The organism is Streptomyces sp. NPDC051684, assembly GCF_044453445.1.
Lineage (GTDB): Bacteria > Actinomycetota > Actinomycetes > Streptomycetales > Streptomycetaceae > Streptomyces.
The window spans coordinates 41,130-59,682 of record NZ_JBITCS010000004.1 but is presented as its reverse complement, the minus strand read 5'-3'; the positions used below and the strand labels follow the sequence as shown (position 1 = coordinate 59,682).

Below are 18,553 nucleotides of genomic sequence, written 5' to 3'. Positions count from 1 at the left end.
CCACGCCCGCATGCAGCTCGATCTGCTCGTCCGCAACGCCCACATCCGCCCCCTCGACCCCGAACGGCCCACCGCCACCGCGCTCGGCGTCCTGAACGGCGTCGTCGTCGGGCTCGACGAGGACGTGGCCGGACTCGGCGCGCGCAAGGTGCTCGACGCGGGCGGCGCCACCGTCGTCCCCGGCTTCAACGACGCGCACTGCCACACGGCCTGGTTCGGCCTGAACCTCACCCAGCTCGATGTCTCCACGGCCCGCTCCGTCGACGAGGTGTACGCCGCCGTGGCCGCGTACGCCGAGGGCCTCGCCCCGGACGCCTGGGTGCTGGGCGCCGGACTCGACCACAACAACCTCGGCGGCCACTGGCCGCACCGCGACGCCCTCGACCGCGCGGCGGGCGGCAGGCCCGTCTGGATCAAGCACACCTCCGGGCACGCATGCGTCGTCAACACACCCGTGCTGCGCGCGGCGGGGGCACTTGAGGACGGTTTCCCCGACCCGGACGGCGGCGTCGTCTCGCGCGACGAACACGGCCGTCCCGACGGCCTGTTGGAGGAGACCGCGCAGAGCCTCGCGCAGCGCCAGGTGCTGCCGTACCCGGTGGAGACCGTCGCCGACGCCGTCGACGCGGCGACCCGGCACTACCTCACCGAAGGGGTCACCAGCTTCACGGAGGCCGGTATCGGCGGCGGCTGGATCGGTCAGACACCGGTGGAGCTGGCCGCCTACCAACTCGCCCGCGAGACCGGCCGGTTGCACACCCGCGCCCAGCTGATGGCCGCCTCCGACGTGCTGCACCCGCTGACCGCGCACGCCGACGACGACATCACGCTCGGCCTCGACCTCGGCGTGCGCACCGGCTTCGGCGACGATCGGCTCTCCCTCGGCCCCGTCAAGATCTTCCTCGACGGCTCGCTGCTGGGCAGGACGGCGGCGGTCACGGAACCCTTCTGCGGATGCCCCCACAACGAGGACCGGCCCACCGGCTACTTCCAGGGCGACGCCGGCTCCATGACCGACCTCGTCGTCGCCGCGCACCGCTCCGGCTGGACGGTCGCCGCGCACGCCATCGGCGACCGCGCCGTCGACCTGGCCCTCGACGCCTTCGCCCGCGCCCACAAGGAACGGGCGCGTCCCGGCGTCCGCCACCGCGTCGAGCACGCCGGGATCGTCCGCCCGGACCAGCTCGCCCGCTTCGCCGAACTCGGCGTCGTCCCCGTCCCGCAGCACAACTTCCTGCACACCTTCGGCGACGCCATGGCCGCCGCACTCGGCTCCGAGCGCACCGGCTGGTCGTACCGCATGCGCTCCTTCCTCGACCTCGGGCTGCCCGTCCCCGGCAGCTCCGACCGGCCCGTGGCACCCGGCGCGCCGCTGCCCGCGATCCAGTCGATGGTCGTGCGCCTGACCGAAACACAGGTGCCGTACGGTCCCGACGAAGGCGTTCCGGTCCTGGCCGCGCTGCGCGCCTGGACCGAGGGCTCGGCCCTCGCCACCGGTTTCGGCGGACGCAAGGGGCGGCTCGCCCACGGGTACCTCGCCGACCTCACCGTCCTGGACGGCGACCCCGTCCGCACGGACCCAGACCGCATCGGCGCGATCGGCGTCCTCGCCACCGTCGTGGGCGGCGACCCCGCCCACGATCCGCACACCCTCACCCGCACACCCGCACGCCACGGTCCCCCTTCCGCTCCGGCCACCCAGGCCGCCCCTCCCCAGGAGACCCCGTGAGCACCACAGTGAAGCCCCCGCTCAAGGACGTCAGAAGGCTGTTGTTCGGCGCGTTCAGCGGCACCGCCCTGGAGTGGTACGACTACTTCCTCTACGGCACCGCCGCCGCGCTCGTCTTCAACAAGCTGTTCTTCACCGACCTCAGCGCGGCGGCCGGCACCCTCGCCTCCTTCGGCACGTTCGCCGTCGGCTTCGTGGCCCGGCCCATCGGCGCCGTGATCTTCGGTCACATCGGCGACCGCTACGGGTGCAAGGTGTCCCTCATCATCACCGTCGTCATGATGGGCGCCACCACCGGCTGTATCGGCCTCCTGCCCTCGTACGACACCATCGGCCTCTGGGCGCCTGCCCTGCTCACCGTCCTGCGCTTCGTCCAGGGCATCTCGGTGGGCGGCGAGTGGTCGGGGGCGATGCTGCTCACCCTGGAACACACCCCGAAGGAGAAGCACGGCAGCTACTCCTCCGTGCCCCAACTCGGCTCGCCGGTCGGCACGTTGATGTCCAGCGGTGCCTTCGCCCTCGTCGGCATGCTGCCCGACGACGCCTTCTACTCCTGGGGCTGGCGGCTGCCGTTCCTCGCCGCGTTCCCGCTGCTCGGCTTCGCGCTCTACCTGCGCGTACGCATCGAGGAGTCCCCGGTCTTCCGTGCCATGCAGGACGACGCCGAGCGCAACGGGCCGCCGCCCGCGCCGCTGGTCGAGGCGTTCCGCCGTACCTGGGGCCGCATGATCGTCGGCGTCGGGGCAGCGCTTCTCGGGGTCGGCGGCTTCTTCCTGATGACCACGTTCATCATCAGCTACGGCACCGGTGAACTCGGCATCGACAAACAGACGATGCTCAACGCCACCGTCGTCGGCGCCGTCGTTGAGATCGCGGTCATCATCGCCGGGGGGCGGCTCGCGGACCGCATCGGCTCGTGGAAGGTGTGCGCCATCGGCGCCGCCGTCACGATGGTGGCGGCGTTCCCCGCCTTCTGGCTCGTCGACACCAAGCAGACTCCGCTCGTGTACCTCGGCGTCGCGCTCGGCATCGGCGCGCTGTCCATCCCGTACGGGCCGATCGGCGCGGTCGTCGCCTCGCTCTTCCCCGAGGAGTTCCGCTACAGCGCCGTCGCCATGTCGTACAACCTCGCCGGGGTCCTCGGTGGCTTCATCCCGCTCATCGCGGCGTCGGTCACCGGCGCGGCGGGCGGCGCCTCCTGGGGCGCCGCGCTGCTCCTCGTCGGCGTGGCCGCCTGCACCGTCGCCGGGTCCGTCGCGGCCGGCACGGTGCTGCGCCGGCACGGCTCCCTTCCTTCCAGCGACACACTGAACGCAAAGGTTCCCGCATGACCCCGCACCGCCTTGCCCGCACCGGCGGCCAGGTCCTCGTCGACCAGCTCCGGGCACACGACGTCGACACCGTCTACGGTGTGCCCGGCGAGAGCTACCTCGCCGTCCTCGATGCCCTGCACGACTCCCCGGTCCGCATGGTGGTGTGCCGCCACGAAGGCGGCGCCGGATACATGGCGGAGGCCTCGGGGAAGCTCACCGGGCGCCCCGGGGTGTGCTTCACGACGCGTGGCCCCGGCGCCACCAACGCCCTTGTGGCCCTGCACACCGCCCACCAGGACGCCACCCCGCTCGTCCTGTTCATCGGGCTCGTGCCGCGCGGCCACACCGACCGGCACGCGTTCCAGGAGATCGACCTGCGCGGCACGTTCGGCACCCACGCCAAGCTCGTCGAGACGATCGACGACGCTGCCCGCGTCCCCGAGTACGTGGCCCGCGCCTTCGCCGTCGCGAGCAGCGGGCGGCCGGGGCCCGTGGTCCTCGGCCTTCCGGAGGACATGCTGACGGATGTCGTCGAGGTGGCCGACGCCAGGCCGCTGCCGGTGCCGGCGGGCGGCGTATCGGACGAGGAACTCGCCGTACTGGAAGGCCTGTTGACCGCGTCCGAGCGGCCGCTGGTGCTGCTCGGCGGCAGCCGCTGGACGGACCGGGCGCGCGCCGACGTACGCGCCTGGGCCGAGGCCTGGTCGCTGCCCGTCGCCGTGGACTTCCGCTGCCAGGACCTGCTGGACAACGAGGCCGAGGTCTACGTAGGCAACCTCGGCTACGGACGAGCCAAGCCGCTCGCCGCGCGGGTGCGCGAGGCGGACCTGCTGGTGAGCGTCGGCGCGGCGCCGGGGGACGTCACGACGGACGGCTACCGGTCGCTGCCCACGGTCGGCGACGACACGGCCAGCCCGCGCCTGGTGCAGGTGCTCCCCGAGGCGCAGCCGCCCGGCGTCGTCCACCGCGCCGAACTCACCCTGCTCGCCGCCCCCGAGGCCTTCGGCGCCGCGATACGTGCGCTGCGCCCGGCCACGCCGGTGGCCTGGGCGGAGCGCACCAAGGAGGCGCGGGCCGCGCACCTCGCGCATCGCACACCGGAACCGGACGGCGACCCGCTCGACCTCGGCGAGGTCTTCGCCCACCTCGACACCCGGCTCCCGGAGGACACCATCGTCACCTTCGGCGCGGGCAACCACGCCATCTGGGCGCAGCGCTTCCTGACGTACCGCGACGGCATGCGCCAACTCGGCCCGCGCAACGGCTCGATGGGCTACGGCGTGCCTGCCGCGGTGTCGGCCGCCATCGCGCACCCGGACCGCCGCGTGGTCTCCGTCGCGGGGGACGGCTGCTTCCTGATGAACGGCCAGGAGCTCGCCACCGCCGTGGCCGAGGGCGCGGCCCCGCTGATCCTCGTCCTGGACAACTCCCAGTACGGCACGATCCGCGCGCACCAGGAACGGGAGTACCCGGGCCGGGTCAGCGGCACGGCCCTCGGCAACCCGGACTTCGCCGCGTACGCCCAGGCCTTCGGCGCCCACGGCGAAACGGTCACGACGACCGAGGAGTTCGCCCCTGCCCTCGACCGCGCACTGACCTGCGGCCGCGCGGCGATCATCCACCTCAAGGTGCCGGAGGGACGCCTGTCTCCCGGCGTCACCGTCACGTCGCTGCGCGAGCGGGGCCGCGCCACGGGCTGACCTTCAGGAACGCAGATGGATCAGGCGCGCCTCGGTGGGCCTGATCCATCTGCCGTGAGGTGGACGTTTGATCGACACCAAGACCCGGGGCACACATCAGCGTCTCGACTTGCGGACCGCGTGACCCGGGCCACGTACGAAACGGTTTCGTTTCATTGTGGTGGCGGGTTAGTCTGCTGTCGTACGAAACCGTTTCGTTCGGCACAGCCGTGATGGGGAGCAGCGCGTGAGTGGGACCGGCACCGTGCGGCGCAGACGCATGACGGCCGAGCGCGAGGCGGAGTTGTACGACGCCGTGCTCGGGCTGCTGCGTGAAGTCGGATACGACGCGCTCACCATGGACGCCGTCGCGGCCCGCACCCGGTCCAGCAAGGCCACGCTCTACCGCCAGTGGGGCGGCAAGGCCGCGCTCGTCGTCAAGGCGATGCGGCACCACAAGCCGGTCGACATCGCCGAGATCGACACCGGCACCCTGCGCGGGGACCTGCACACACTCGCCGGTCGGCACGACGACTGCTCGGTCGAGGAGTCGACGGCGCTGATGCGCGGGCTCGCCATGGCGATGCACAGCGACCCGGATCTGCTGCGCGCGTTCCGGGAGTTGCTGATCGAACCGGAACTGGAGGAGCTGGACCAGGTCCTCCAGAGAGCCGTCGCCCGGGGTGAGATCCGCGAGGACAACCCGGCGATGGACTACACGCTGCACTTGATGGTCGGCGCCATGGCGACCCGCGGCGTGATCGACGAACTGCCGCCCACCCAGGAGTACCTCATCTCATACATCGACGCAGTGGTCCTCCCCGCCCTCTGCGCCTGATCCCCCCCCGTACACCACCGTTTTCCCCCACACCTGACGCCACCGCTCACCGTCGTCGGGCCGAAGTCCCCTGCCCAGCACCACATACGACCTGACCGGGAGTACGCCCTCGTGGCTCGATTCCTTTACAAAATGGGCCGATTCGCCTTCAGGCGACGGTACTTCGTCGCCCTCTTCTGGGTGGTGGTCCTCGCCGCCGTCGGCGTGGGCGCCTCCCAGGCCCCCACGGCCGCATCCTCCTCCTTCTCGATCCCGGGCACCGAGGCCCAGAAGGCCTTCGACCTGCTGGAACAGCGCTTCCCTGACGCCAGCGCCGACGGCGCCACCGCCCGCGTCGTGTTCAAGGCACCGGACGGGGAGAAGATCACCTCCGCCGCCAACCAGAGCGTCGTACGCGACACCGTCAAGGAACTCGGCGCCGGCTCCGAGGTCCAGAGCGCGACCGACCCGTTCAAGGCCAAGGCCGTCAGCCGCGACGGCACCATCGCCTACGCGCAGGTGTCGTACAAGGTGTCCGGCATGGAGCTGGAGGAGTCCTCGCGCGACGCGCTCAAGGACACGGCGCAGGGCGCCCGTGACGAAGGGCTCACCGTCGAGGTCGGCGGCGACGCGCTGCAGGCCGTGCCCGAGACCGGCTCGACCGAGGTCATCGGCGTCGTCGTCGCCGCCGTCGTCCTCGTGATCACCCTGGGCTCGCTGATCGCCGCCGGACTGCCGCTGGTCTCCGCGCTGTTCGGCGTCGGCATCGGCGTCTCCGCCATCACCGCGCTCGCCAAGCCGCTCGACCTGGACTCGACGACGTCGACGCTCGCGATGATGATCGGCCTCGCCGTCGGCATCGACTACGCGTTGTTCATCGTGTCCCGGTACCGAGCCGAACTGGCCGAGGGCCGTGAGCGCGAGGAAGCCGCCGGGCGGGCCGCCGGTACCGCCGGGTCCGCCGTCGTCTTCGCCGGACTGACCGTCGTCATCGCGCTCGTGGGCCTCGCCGTCGTCAACATCCCGATGCTGACGAAGATGGGCTTCGCCGCCGCGGGGACCGTCGTCGTCGCGGTGCTCGTCGCGCTGACCCTGATCCCCGCCCTGCTCGGCATCGCGCGGCGCCGCGTGCGCCCCGCCGGCGCCAAGAGCAAGCGCAAGCAGCGCAAGGCGGAGAACAAGGCCCAGGGGCAGGGCCACGTACACGGCGAGCACGCCGAGCCCAAGCCCGCCCTGGGCACCCGCTGGGCGCGCCTCGTCGTCAAGCACCCGGTCGCCGTGCTGCTGCTCGGCGTGATCGCCCTGGGCACGGCCGCCGTGCCGGCCGCGTCCCTCGAACTCGGCCTGCCCGACGACGGTTCGCAGCCCACCGACACCACCCAGCGCAAGGCGTACGACCTGCTCTCCGAGGGCTTCGGCCCCGGCTTCAACGGGCCGCTCATGGTCGCCGTCGACGCCAAGGGCAGCGACCAGCCGAAGTCCGCGGTCGCCGATGTCACCAAGACCGTCAAGGGGCTCGACGACGTCGCCGTGGTGACCCCACCGACGTTCAACAAGTCCGGCGACACCGCGATGCTCAGCGTCATCCCGAAGTCGAAGCCGACCTCGACGGACACCGAGGACCTGGTGAACGACATCCGCGACGCGGGTGACGGCATCAAGGCCGACTCGGGCGCCGAGCTGATGGTCACCGGCTCCACCGCGATGAACATCGACGTGTCGCAGAAGCTCAACGACGCGCTGCTGCCCTACCTCGCACTCGTCGTCGGCCTCGCCTTCCTGCTCCTGATCGTCGTCTTCCGCTCGATCCTGGTGCCGCTGAAGGCCGCGCTCGGCTTCCTGCTCTCCGTCCTCGCCGCGCTCGGCGCCGTCGTCGCCGTGTTCCAGTGGGGCTGGCTCGCCGACCTCATGGGCGTCGAGGAGACCGGGCCCGTGATGTCGATGATGCCGATCTTCATGGTGGGGGTCGTCTTCGGACTCGCGATGGACTACGAGGTCTTCCTCGTCACGCGGATGCGCGAGGCCTACGTCCACGGGGAGAGCGCCAAGGAGGCGATCGTCACCGGGTTCCGGTACAGCGCCCGCGTGGTCACGGCGGCCGCGGTCATCATGATGGCCGTGTTCGCGGGCTTCATCGGCTCGACCGAATCCATGATCAAGATGATCGGCTTCGGGCTCGCCGTCGCCGTATTCTTCGACGCGTTCATCGTCCGCATGGCGATCGTCCCGGCCGTCCTCGCGCTCATCGGGCGCGGCGCCTGGTGGCTGCCCAAGTGGCTGGACCGCGCGCTGCCCAACGTCGACGTCGAGGGCGAGGGCCTGCGTGAACTCGACGAGGCCCGCGCGGCCCGGCCCGCCGACGAGGTGCCGGACGGGGCGCTGCCCCGGCCGACCGAGCCGGAGCGCGAGCTCGTCACGGCCTCGGTCGGCGCGCAGGGCGCCGCACAGCAGCAGAAGCACCTCGTGACCGCGTCCACGGCGGAGGCCGGCGGAGCGCGCTCGTTCACCCCGAACGGGAACGGCATCCTCGGCACCGTCCGCACCGGCGGCGGCGAGGTCGTGGCGCGCGCCGCGATCACGCTGATCTCGACGGGCGGCCGGCAGATCAGCCGCTCCGTCACCGACGCCGGTGGCTCCTACAGCCTCGACGTACCGGGCGCGGGCACGTACGTGCTGATCGTCGCGGCCGACGGCCACCAGCCGCAGGCCTCGACGGTCACCGTGGACGGCGAACTCCTCTCGCACGACATCCTGCTCACCGGCACCGGCGGACTCGCCGGTCTGGTGCGCGAGTCCGGCGGCCGCCCGGTGCCCGAGGCACTCGTCGTCGTCACGGACGTCCGCGGCGAGGTCGTGGCCACCGCGCGCACCGGCCTGCACGGCGACTTCGCCTGCGGCGGCCTGGTGAACGGCGTGTTCACGCTCGCCGTCAACGCGCCGGGCTTCCGGCCCACCGCGCAGCAGGTGGAGACCGGCGCGCAGGGCGTGACCCGGGTCGAGCTCGTGCTCGGGGTCGGCAAGCGGGTGCAGGGCGTGGTCCGGGCGGGCACGGAGGACAGCCCGTTGGCCGACGCGCGGGTCACCCTGGTCGACGGGGCGGGCCATGTGATCGCCACGACGACGACCGGCTCGGACGGCGCGTACGCCTTCACCGACCTCGACGCGGGCGACTACTCGGTCATCGCCACCGGGTACCCGCCGACCGCGCAGACGCTGCGGGTGGGCGACGCGGAGCCGGGTGATCTCGACATCAGGCTGCGGCACCCGGAGGCCTGACCCGCCTACCGGAAGCGGCCCAGGGGCGGCGCACACCGACACCGGTGTGCGCCGCCCCTGGGCTGTGCGGCACGGCTCCCGCGCGCCCGACGAATGTGGGAGCGTGGTCGATGATCCTTTTCTCGATCTCCACGTAATCGATCAACACCTAATCGATCCCGACGCAATCGATCTCCACGCAAGAGAGAGCACGCTACCGATGGACCTGGACACCCGCCGCAGGCGGACGGCACTGTTCCTCTTCTTTCTCATACCCGGCCTGTCGATGTCGTCGTGGGTGACGCGCACACCCGACGTCCGGGACCAACTGGGCGCGTCGACCGCCCAGATGGGGCTCGTCCTCTTCGGGCTCTCGGTCGGCTCGATGATCGGCATCCTGTGCTCCGGCACGCTCGTCGGCCGGTTCGGCTCCCGGCCCGTGATGGGCGTCGCGACGGTCCTGATCACCTTCAGCATGGCCGTCATCGGCCTCGGCGCGATGGCCTCATCCGCGCCGCTGGTGACCACCGGACTCCTCCTGTTCGGCGCCGGAATGGGCGGGGGAGAGGTCGCCATCAACATCGACGGCGCCGAGGTGGAACGGATCACCGCGCGCACCATCCTGCCGACGCTGCACGGCTTCTTCAGCCTGGGCACGGTCGTCGGCGCGGCGGTCGGCATCCTCTGCACGGCCGTCGACTTCCCCGTGCAGTGGCACCTGATCGCCGTCGCCGCGGTCACCACCGCGATGTTCGGGTACGCGATCCGGGCCGTGCCCAACGGTGTGGGCAAGGTGTCCGGCGGCGCGAAGGTGGCGGGCGCGGAGCAGGGCGCGTCGAAGGCGAAGGTGTGGCGGGACCGCCAACTCCTGCTCCTCGGCGGCATCATCCTCGCCATGGCGCTCGCCGAGGGCGCCGCGAACGACTGGCTGCCGCTGCTCATGGTCGACGGCCACGACATGGACCCCGCGCTCGGTTCCGCCGTCTACACCGGGTTCGCCGCCGCCATGACCATCGGCCGGTTCGTCGGCGGGTACTTCATCGGCCGGCTCGGCCGAAAGCCCGTCGTGCGGGCCAGCGCCGTGTCGGCGACGGTCGGCATCGCCCTGGTCGTCTTCTCCGACTCCGCGGCCCTCGCCAGCGCGGCCGTGCTGTTCTGGGGTCTCGGCGCCTCGCTCGGCTTCCCCGTCGCACTTTCGGCGGCGGGTGACTCGGGCGAGAACCCGGCGGCGCGGGTGAGCCTGGTGGCGATGCTCGGCTACGTCGCGTTCCTCGTCGGACCGCCGTGCCTCGGCTTCCTCGGGGACCACTACGGGCTGCGTACGGCCATGGTGGTCGTCCTCGCGTTCACCACGCTCGCCGTCTTCCTCGCCCCGGCGGTGGGGTCGCGCTCCTCGGCGACGGTGGCCTCGCAGCCGGACGGCGAGCTCACGCGGGAGCGCCCCTCGCCGGAGCACTGCGAGTGAACCCGGTGGGCCCCGCCCTTGGAGGCGGGGCCCGGTGCGGCTACGGGAGGGTGTGCCCGGCCGCGCGGAACAGCCGGTACCACTCCTCGCGGGTCAGCGGGATGTCCGAGCCCGCCGCGGACTCGGCGGCCCGCCCCGGGTTGGTGGTGCCGAGCACGACCTGCATGTCGGCCGGGTGCCGGGTGATCCAGGCGACCGCGATGCCGGTCGGTGTCACCTCGTACTTCGCGGCCAGCTCGTCGAGCGCGGTGTTGAGCTCCGCGTAGTTCTCGCGGTCGCCGATGAAGACGCCGTCGAAGAAGCCCTTCTGGAACGGCGACCATGCCTGCAGAGTCATCTTGTTGAGCCGCGAGTAGTCGAGCAGCCCGTTGTCCCGGCTCACCGACTGGTCGAGCCCCGCCATGTTCGCGGCGACACCCTGAGCGATCAACGGGGCGTGCGTGATGCTCAGTTGGACCTGATTGGCGACCAGTGGCTGGTTCACCGCCGACTTCAGCAGTTCGACCTGGCCGGGCGTGTGGTTGGAGACACCGAAGTTCACGACCTTGCCCGCCGCGTGCAGCTCGTCGAAGGCTGCCGCGACCTCCTCCGGTTCCACGAGGGTGTCCGGGCGGTGCAGCAGGAGCATGTCGAGGTAGTCGGTGCGCAGCGCGGCCAGCGACTCGTCGACGGTGCGCAGGATGTGCTCACGCGAGAAGTCGAAGAAGCCGGGCCTGATGCCGACCTTGCTCTGGATGACGATCGGCTCGCGCTCCGCGGCGCTCAGCGTGACCGCCTGCCCGAAGCGCTCCTCGCAGGCGTGCCGCGTGGGCCCGTAGATGTCGGCGTGGTCGAAGCTGTTGATCCCGGCGTCGCGGGCGCTGTCGTAGAGGGCGCGGATGTCCTTGTCGGCCATCTCGGCGATGCGCATCAGGCCCAGGACGACGTTGGAGGACGGCGCCTTGGCACCGGGGAAAGAGATCGATTTCATGGGGCCATCCTCGCAGAGCCGGTCAGGAGTCCTCGGGATCCGAAAGCGCGTACAGCTTAGGCAGGTTGACCACGATGGCCTCCTGCGTGCTGCGGGCGATGACGACCACGGCCTCGTCGGACGGATCGGGGTTCTCCTCGCGGTGCGGCACGTACGGCGGGACGAAGATGTAGTCGCCGGGGGAGGTGCGCAGCCTGACCTCCTCCTCGCCGGAGCCCGAGTCGTCGAGGAACACGAACTCCGGGTGCCCGCTCACCACGTAGATCGCGGTCTCGGACTCGCCGTGGTGGTGGTCGGAGGACGCGGTCGACGGGGCGACGTGGGTCTGGCCCATCCACAGCTTCTCGGAGCCCACCGTGTTCCCGCTGACGGCGGCGAAGCGCCGCATGCCGCCGCTCTGCGCGGTGTCGCCGTCCAGGGCGTCGCCGCGGACGTAGTGCAGCCGCGAACGCAGGGGAGTGGAAGGAGAGTTCGGGGCGTCGTGGAGATGGGGGTGGAAACCCTCACCGGGTGTCGTCAGCGGCTCGGTCATGATGGCGACGCTAGAGCGGCGGCAGAAAAGCTGTCAAGAGCGATCCATGGGCTCTCACCTGCGTAAATGGCCGCGCAATGGGCGAGCTGCGGCCCGAGGCATCAAGAGGCGTCCGTTGACAGTCGATGAAGGGGCAGGTGAGGATGCGGACATGCTGACGACGCCCCCCCCCCGGAGTGGTGTGCCTCTACGTGGGCCTGCGGCGCACGTGCAGCGCGCTCTGTCGCTGATTTCTCCCCTCCACGCAGCTTCCAGCGCGCCTGTGGCCCTCTTCTGAAGCCCTTCTCTGCGGCCCTCCTCCTTCGGATTTCCTGAGATCCCGTGACTTCTCGGGGGACTTCGGGGGCGCCCCTTCCTGACCGCCGGCTCTCCGAGCCCGGCCCGTCGTCCCGTCATGCCTCCCGCACCGGGTTCCGCCCTTCCCTCCGGTGTGCCCACGCGCACGAAAGGTCCCACCATGGCCCGCATCCTCTCCGTATCCGGCAGCCCCTCCGCCACGTCCCGCACCGCCCGTCTCCTGGAACATCTCGACGAACGGCTGCGCGGCCAGGGGCACGAGGTGACCTCGCTGCAGGTGCGCACCCTGCCCGCCGACGCGCTGCTGGGGGCCCAGTTCGGTCACCCGGCAGTCGTCGACGCGCTCGCCGGAAAGACCGTGCTGCCCCTGGCCACGGGCGGCAGCACGGCCCACGTCCTGGCCCTCGACTACGCCCTGCGGCCCGTCCTGAACTCGATGGGCCCGCACCACATCCTGCCCGGCTGGTTCACCCTCGACCGGGACGTCACGGTCGGCGAGGGCGGGGAGTTGATCGTCGCCGAGCCGTCCGCCGCGGCGCTCGCCGAGGTCACGGACCGGTTCTCCGTGGCGCTCGGCGGACGGACCGTGGCGTTGGCACAGGCGGGGTGACGTCGTTCCGCGACAACTAGGGCCTGTCGTTTGGATCAGGCCGGGCTCGTCCAAACGACAAGCCCTAGGGTGAGCGCCCAGGACGTGTTCGACACAAGCTGGGAGACGCACCCCGTGAGCGACAACGCGCAGTCCGACAACCCGCGTACCCGTATCGACACCAGCAGGCCGCACACCGCCCGGATCTGGAACTACTGGCTGGGCGGCAAGGACTTCTACCCCGTCGACGAGGCCGCGGGCGAACAGATCCGCACGCTGCACCCCGGCATAGCCGACTACGCCCGTGCGGACCGCGCATTCCTGGGCCGGGCCGTCGAGCACCTGACCAAGGACGTGGGCCTGCGCCAGTTCCTCGACATCGGCACCGGGCTGCCCACCGTCGACAACACCCACGAGGTCGCCCAGCGCATCGCCCCGGACGCCCGGGGCGTCTACGTCGACAACGACCCGATCGTCCTGCGGCACGCCCAGGCACTGCTGAACAGTACGCCGGAGGGCCGTACGGAGTACCTGGACGCCGACCTGCGCGACGCCGACCGGATCCTCGAACAGGCCGCGAGAACCCTCGACTTGAGCCGTCCCGTCGCGCTGATGCTGCTCGGCGTCGTCATCTTCGTCGCCGACGACGAGGACCCGTACGGATTCGTGCGGCGCCTCCTCGACGCGCTCCCCGCGGGCAGCCACCTCGTGCTCTCGCACACCATCACCAGCCCGGCCATGCCGGACGTGGACGAGGCGGTGGCCTTCTGGAACGCGAACGGCACACCCCGGCTGAACCAGCGCACCCCTGAGCAGATCACCCGGTTCTTCGACGGTCTCGAACTGCTGGAACCGGGTGTCGTCTCCTGCACGCGCTGGCGTCCGCGACCGGGCGACCCCGCCGAGCCCGCGGAGGTCGCGATGTTCGGCGGTGTCGGGCGCAAGGACCGGTAGCCGGGCTCAGTTGGGCAGGCCGCGGAGGTACGCGCCGAACTTCTCCAGGCCGTCGATGTTGCGGGGGCCCGAGATGCCCTCGTTGTAGTCGAGGACGAAGAACCGGTCGTTCTTGACGGCCGGCAGCCCGCGCGTGTGCGGGGAGCGCTTCAGGAAGTCGATCTTCTCCTTGGCGGGCTTGTCCCCGTAGTCGAGGATCATGACGACCTCCGGCCGGGCCTCGGCGACGGACTCCCAGTTCACCTCGGTCCAGCGCTCGTCGAGGCCGGAGAAGACGTTCCTCCCTCCGGCCTTGGCGATGATCTCGTCGGGCGGTACCTGGTTGCCGGCCGTGAACGGCTTGTCGGTGCCGGAGTCGTAGAGGAACACCGGTACGTCCTTGCCCCGCGGCGCCTTCTCGGTGACGGCCGCCGCGCGCTTCTTGAGCCCGGCGACGACCTTCTCGGCCCGCTTCTCCACGTGGAAGATCGCGCCGAGCCGCGCGAGGTCCGTGTACAGCGCCTCGAACGGGGCCTTTCTCTCCGGGTACTTGGGGTAGTTGAAGCAGCTCTCGGTGTGCATGAAGCTCTGGATGTGGAGCTTGTCGAGGATCTCCGGGGTGATGCCCCGGTCGTGGGCGAAGCCGGAGCCCCAGCCCGCGACCACGAAGTCCGACTTTGCATCCACGACGATCTCCTTGTTGAGGAGGTCGTCGCTGAGCATCCTGACCTTCTTGTACTCCGAGGCCCACGGCGACTCACTGACCGGCGGATTGGCCGGAGGCATCACATAGCCGTGGACGTGATCGGTCAGGCCGAGCGCGAACAGCTTGTCGGCGCTGCCCGCCTCGTACGCGACGGCGCGCTGTGGAACGGTGTACTCGACCTTCTGCCCGCAGCGGTCGACAGTGGACTTCCGCGCCGCCTTGGGATCGTCGGAGGCGACGTCGGCGCCGCACGCGGTGGTGACGAGCGCGGTGGCGGCGAGGGCGCAGCCGAGGACGGTGTGTCGGGTCACGGACATGGCGTGGGGCTTCCTTCTGGGGTCGGGGTCAGGGTGTAGAGCAACTGCGGGTCGCCGGTGAGGGGATGGGGTACGACGCTGGCGCCGACGCCGAACACGTCCTCGACGAGCTCCGGGGTGAGGACGTCCTTGGGGGTGCCGGAGGCGACCAGGCGCCCTCGGCTCAGCACGCCGAGCCGGTCGCAGGCCGCGGCGGCCAGGTTGAGGTCGTGCAGGACGACGAGGACGGTCAGGCCGGCGCCGCGCAGCAGGGAGAGCAGTTCGACCTGGTGGCGGATGTCCAGATGGTTCGTCGGTTCGTCGAGGACGAGGATCTCCGGTTCCTGGACGAGGGCGCGGGCCACCAGGACGCGCTGCCGCTCCCCGCCGGAAAGGGTGAGGACGCCGCGTTGTGCGAGGTGGCGGATGCCGAGCCGGTCCATGGTCCGCTCGCACAACTCGCGCTCGTGCGGGCCGAGGTGCTGGTTTCTCCTCAGGTGCGGGGTGCGGCCGAGGGCGACGACCTCGGAGACGGTGAAGTCGAGGTCCACCGTGCCGTCCTGGGTGAGTGCCGCGACGGCGCGGGCCCCGGCGCGCATCGTGAGCCGGCTCAGGTCGTCGCCGCCGACGCGGACCGTGCCCGTGGTGGGTCGCAGCGCGCGGTACACGCAGCGCACGGCGGTGGACTTGCCACTGCCGTTCGGACCGACCAGGCCCACGACCCGACCCTCCGGCACATGCAGGGACAGTTCGCGCACCAGGGTGGCGCCGTCGGTGACGACGGTCAGGCCGTCGAGCTCCAGATCCATCTCAACGCCCTCCGAACACATAGGAGTTGCGGCGCATCAGGGCGATGAAGACGGGCACCCCGATGAGCGCGGTGATGACACCGAGCGGCAGCTCGCGCGGGGCGACCAGCGTGCGGGACGCCAGGTCGACCCAGACCATGAAGACCGCTCCCGCGAGCGGGGCCACGGCGAGCACCAGCCGGTGGGAGGCGCCCACGACCATCCGCACCAGATGCGGCATGACCAGCCCGACGAAGCTGATGGCACCGCTGACCGCCACCAGCACACCTGTCACCAGGGAGACCACGAGCAGCAGCGCCTTGCGGTGCCGGTCCGCGCCGATCCCCAGGCTCCCGGCGGTCTCGTCGCCGAGCGCGAGCACATCGAGGGTGCGGCTGCTGCGGTACAGGACGAGCGCGCCCAGCAGCACGGCCGCGGCGACGACGGGCAGCGCACCCCAGGTCGCGGCGCCGAAGCTGCCCATCGTCCAGTACAGGACCGTCGACGTGGCCTCGCTGTCCGGCGCCAGATAGACGATGACGCTCATCACCGCCTGGAAACCGAGCGCCATCGCTACACCGGTCAGCACGAGCCGCAGCGGCGACAGCGCGCCCCGGCGGGACGCGGCCGCGTACACCAGGACGGACGCGGCGACGGCCCCGAGGAAGGCCCCGGCCGACATCGCGTAGATGCCGAGCGCGGCGAGCGCGCCGCTGACCTTGACGGCGACCGCACCCACGGACGCCCCCGAGGAGACACCGAGGACGAACGGATCGGCGAGCGCGTTGCGCACCAGCGCCTGGATGGCCGTGCCCACGGCGCTGAGACCGGCCCCGACGAGCGCGGCGAGCAGGACGCGCGGAGTGCGGATCTGCCAGACGATCTGGTACGTGCTCTCCTCCGCGGCCCCGATCCGCCCGCCGCTCAGCGCGGCCCACAGATAGCGCCCGGTCTCGCCCGGTGTCACCGCCGCCGGGCCGAGCCCGATGGCGACGACGACGGACACGACGAGCGCGCCGAACAGGGCCGCGCAGACGAGGAACAGGCCGCTGCGTGAGTCGAGTCGACGCATTACGCCTCGTCCTCGCTCTCGTGGTCGTCCTCGCCGTGGCCATGCCGCAGTACGAGCCACGCGGCGCCGAGCGCGACGGCGAGCAGCGCCCCGAACGCGACGGCGATCCCCGGGTAGCCCGCGACGGCGAGCCCGGCCCCGCCGAGGGCGGCACCGGCGAACACGCCCAGACTCTGCCCCGCGGAGTTGAGGCTGAGCGCCGTGCCGCGCAACGGACCGCAGCGCCGTACCAGGAGGCTGACCGCGCAGGCCGCGACCACCGCGTGCGCGGCGGCGTGCAGCGACGTGAGCACCAGGGCGAGCGGCAGCCAGTGCGTGAACCAGAACCCGACGGCGCTGACCAGCGCGACCGCCACACCGACGGCCAGCAGCCGCTCTGTCGCGACGCGGGAGTGCTCGGCGTTGGTCACGCGCCCGGTGAGCAGATTGCTGACGAAGAACGAGGCACCGCTCAGCGTCCACACCAGGGAGAACACCTCGGGGTGCAGGTCGAACCGGTCGTCGTAATACGCCGCCAAGTAGGCGAGATATCCCATGAAGACGGAGGTGCGCAGCACCGACACCAGCAGCAGCGGTACGGCGCCGGGGACGGCCGCCAGCATCCGGAACGAGGCGAAGTAGCCGGGCCGCCGCTCCTCGGCGCCCGCCGTGCTCCCGACCGAACCGTCCGTCCGGCCGCGAACCAGCAGTGCGCCGGCGAGCAGCACCGACAGGCCGGCGACGGCGACGAGGTCGCCCTGCCAGCCCCACAGCATCGCGGGCAGCGCGATGAGCGGGGCGGCGAGCATGGCCGTCATCGACGTGGTGGCGGAGACGAGCGTGGCGGCCCGCCCCGCCGCCCTGCCGTCGCCGAACCGGTCCGCGGCCGCCGCGGCGAGCGCCGGATTGAGGACGGCGGTGGCGGCGCCCGTCAGCAGACAGAAGGTGGCCACCAGTAGGAAGCCCCCGCTCGCGCCGAGTGCCGCGGCGACGCCGAGCAGGCCGAGCCCCGCGGCAGCGGCCCGTGCCCGGGGCACCCGGTCGATCAGTGGAGCGAGGGCCATGCCCACGGCGAGCGCGGCGACACCGCCGAGCCCGCGCAGCCCGCCCACGGTGGCGACGTCCCGGCCCGTCTCGTCGGCGATGGGGACCAGGTACGTACTGAAGACGGAGAAGGGCAGCAGGCCGACCGCGGAGGCGAGCAGCAGCGGCCACAGCGTCCGGGTCATGGCCAGGTCGCCGGGGACCGGATCGCCTGGTGAACGACCTTGCGAGGCAACGGAGTTGGAGGTGTCGGCGCTCACGCGGCGGCCCCGGCGCGGTACCGGTACATCGGGGTCTCATCGGCGCTGAACTGCGAGAACGTGAACGGCTCGGCGTTCAGCGCGGTGACACCGGAGCCGAGGAACGCGCGGGCCACGGCGCTGCCGCTCTGCGCGTACATCACCAGCGGGACGCCCTGGTCGCGGCAGTGCCCGAGGATGAGGTCGAAGGTGCCGTTGCTGAGTGTCATGCCGGTGGCGACGACCGCGTCGGCCTTCTCCAGGACCTCGGTCATGTCGTCGGTGACGGGGTCGCCCCACTGTGTGGTCCGCAGGTTGAGGTCACAGGGCAGGCACTCGCCACCGCGCTCGCGGATCGCCGCGACCAGCGGATTGACGACACCGATCAGCGCCACCTTCGCGCCCGCTTCGATGTCGAGAAGCCCGGCGATGGCCGCGTCCCGCGCGTGCGCCCGCACCTCGGGCGTGCCCGCGGGCAGGCCGACGGTCTCGGCCCGCGCCGTACGGTGCGGCGCGGTCGACGCGAGGTAGGCGTCGAGCGCGGCGATCCGCACCGGTGTGGAGTCGCTGCGGAGCAAGGTGTCGAGGGAGTGTCCTGAGGCGTTCTCGCAGAAGTCCGGGGTCAGTTCGCCCGCCTCGAAGGAGCACGCGCCGAAGGCGGCGCCGGCCCGGAGCAGCAGGTAGTGGTTGTGGTACGTCACGGGCCCGCCGGCCAGGCGGGTCGTGTGGTAGAGCCAGAAGGCGCTGGTGACGTTCGTGGACCTCGGGTCGGGGCCCATGGCTCCGGCCAGTACGGCTTCGGTCAGTTCGGCCACCGTGTGCGGCGCCTGGTGAGACATGACGGTTCTCT

At 71.5% G+C, this 18,553-nt stretch carries 15 protein-coding genes and 1 pseudogene; 9 read left to right on the top strand and 7 right to left on the bottom strand.

Translation table 11 applies throughout. From position 1 onward, the window contains the following. The first annotated feature begins 10 nt into the window (after nt 1-10). From ACIA8D_RS06240 to ACIA8D_RS06210, 7 genes and pseudogenes are all read left to right on the top strand, one after another. A complete protein-coding gene (locus ACIA8D_RS06240; RefSeq protein ID WP_399229192.1) occupies nt 11-1,729 on the top strand; it encodes an amidohydrolase in 1,719 nt (572 codons plus the stop codon). Then, nucleotides 1,726-3,060 (top strand): MFS transporter, encoded by a 1,335-nt coding sequence (locus ACIA8D_RS06235; RefSeq protein WP_399229191.1) that lies wholly within the window; start codon nt 1,726-1,728, stop codon nt 3,058-3,060. Before ACIA8D_RS06240 ends, ACIA8D_RS06235 begins: the two co-directional genes overlap by 4 nt. Then, on the top strand, nt 3,057-4,742 hold the full coding sequence (locus ACIA8D_RS06230) for a thiamine pyrophosphate-dependent enzyme (protein ID WP_399229190.1): 1,686 nt from the start codon (nt 3,057-3,059) through the stop codon (nt 4,740-4,742). Before ACIA8D_RS06235 ends, ACIA8D_RS06230 begins: the two co-directional genes overlap by 4 nt. 226 nt (nt 4,743-4,968) lie before the next feature. Beyond that, nucleotides 4,969-5,559: a TetR/AcrR family transcriptional regulator gene (locus tag ACIA8D_RS06225; RefSeq protein ID WP_399229188.1), complete on the top strand. Its 591-nt coding sequence runs from the start codon at nt 4,969-4,971 to the stop codon at nt 5,557-5,559. Between the two features lie 111 nt (nt 5,560-5,670). Beyond that, nucleotides 5,671-7,875: pseudogene (locus ACIA8D_RS06220) on the top strand (MMPL family transporter); the annotation flags it as partial. A 27-nt stretch (nt 7,876-7,902) separates the two neighbouring features. Then, on the top strand, nt 7,903-8,814 hold the full coding sequence (locus ACIA8D_RS06215) for a collagen binding domain-containing protein (RefSeq protein ID WP_399229670.1): 912 nt from the start codon (nt 7,903-7,905) through the stop codon (nt 8,812-8,814). Between the two features lie 199 nt (nt 8,815-9,013). Beyond that, nucleotides 9,014-10,258 (top strand): MFS transporter, encoded by a 1,245-nt coding sequence (locus tag ACIA8D_RS06210; RefSeq protein ID WP_399229186.1) that lies wholly within the window; start codon nt 9,014-9,016, stop codon nt 10,256-10,258. Between the two features lie 40 nt (nt 10,259-10,298). Here the strand turns inward: ACIA8D_RS06210 and ACIA8D_RS06205 are convergent, their stop codons facing one another. Both ACIA8D_RS06205 and ACIA8D_RS06200 read right to left on the bottom strand, forming a co-directional pair. Beyond that, nucleotides 10,299-11,228, bottom strand: a complete 930-nt coding sequence (locus ACIA8D_RS06205) for an aldo/keto reductase family oxidoreductase (RefSeq protein ID WP_399229185.1) — start codon at nt 11,226-11,228, stop codon at nt 10,299-10,301. A gap of 22 nt (nt 11,229-11,250) precedes the next feature. Further along, complete coding sequence (locus ACIA8D_RS06200; RefSeq protein ID WP_399229183.1) at nt 11,251-11,760, bottom strand: cupin domain-containing protein; 510 nt, start codon at nt 11,758-11,760, stop codon at nt 11,251-11,253. Nucleotides 11,761-12,217: 457 nt separating this feature from the next. Between ACIA8D_RS06200 and ACIA8D_RS06195 the strand changes: the two genes are divergently transcribed. Both ACIA8D_RS06195 and ACIA8D_RS06190 read left to right on the top strand, forming a co-directional pair. Then, nucleotides 12,218-12,667 carry an NAD(P)H-dependent oxidoreductase gene (locus ACIA8D_RS06195; RefSeq protein ID WP_399229181.1) on the top strand — a complete coding sequence of 150 codons (450 nt, stop codon included), beginning with the start codon at nt 12,218-12,220 and terminating at the stop codon, nt 12,665-12,667. A gap of 114 nt (nt 12,668-12,781) precedes the next feature. Next, complete coding sequence (locus tag ACIA8D_RS06190; protein WP_399229180.1) at nt 12,782-13,600, top strand: SAM-dependent methyltransferase; 819 nt, start codon at nt 12,782-12,784, stop codon at nt 13,598-13,600. Nucleotides 13,601-13,606: 6 nt separating this feature from the next. Here the strand turns inward: ACIA8D_RS06190 and ACIA8D_RS06185 are convergent, their stop codons facing one another. From ACIA8D_RS06185 to ACIA8D_RS06165, 5 genes are read right to left on the bottom strand one after another with little or no spacing between them, the layout of a single operon-like run. After that, nucleotides 13,607-14,602 (bottom strand): ABC transporter substrate-binding protein, encoded by a 996-nt coding sequence (locus ACIA8D_RS06185; RefSeq protein ID WP_399229178.1) that lies wholly within the window; start codon nt 14,600-14,602, stop codon nt 13,607-13,609. Further along, nucleotides 14,593-15,390 (bottom strand): ABC transporter ATP-binding protein, encoded by a 798-nt coding sequence (locus ACIA8D_RS06180; RefSeq protein WP_399229176.1) that lies wholly within the window; start codon nt 15,388-15,390, stop codon nt 14,593-14,595. Before ACIA8D_RS06180 ends, ACIA8D_RS06185 begins: the two co-directional genes overlap by 10 nt. A gap of 1 nt (nt 15,391) precedes the next feature. Then, nucleotides 15,392-16,441: a FecCD family ABC transporter permease gene (locus ACIA8D_RS06175; RefSeq protein WP_399229174.1), complete on the bottom strand. Its 1,050-nt coding sequence runs from the start codon at nt 16,439-16,441 to the stop codon at nt 15,392-15,394. Further along, nucleotides 16,441-17,724, bottom strand: coding sequence for an MFS transporter (locus ACIA8D_RS06170; protein ID WP_399229173.1), 1,284 nt, complete (start codon nt 17,722-17,724; stop codon nt 16,441-16,443). Before ACIA8D_RS06170 ends, ACIA8D_RS06175 begins: the two co-directional genes overlap by 1 nt. After that, a complete protein-coding gene (locus ACIA8D_RS06165) occupies nt 17,721-18,542 on the bottom strand; it encodes a Rossmann-like domain-containing protein (protein ID WP_399229171.1) in 822 nt (273 codons plus the stop codon). The genes ACIA8D_RS06170 and ACIA8D_RS06165 overlap by 4 nt, the downstream gene beginning before the upstream one ends. Nucleotides 18,543-18,553: the final 11 nt, after the last annotated feature.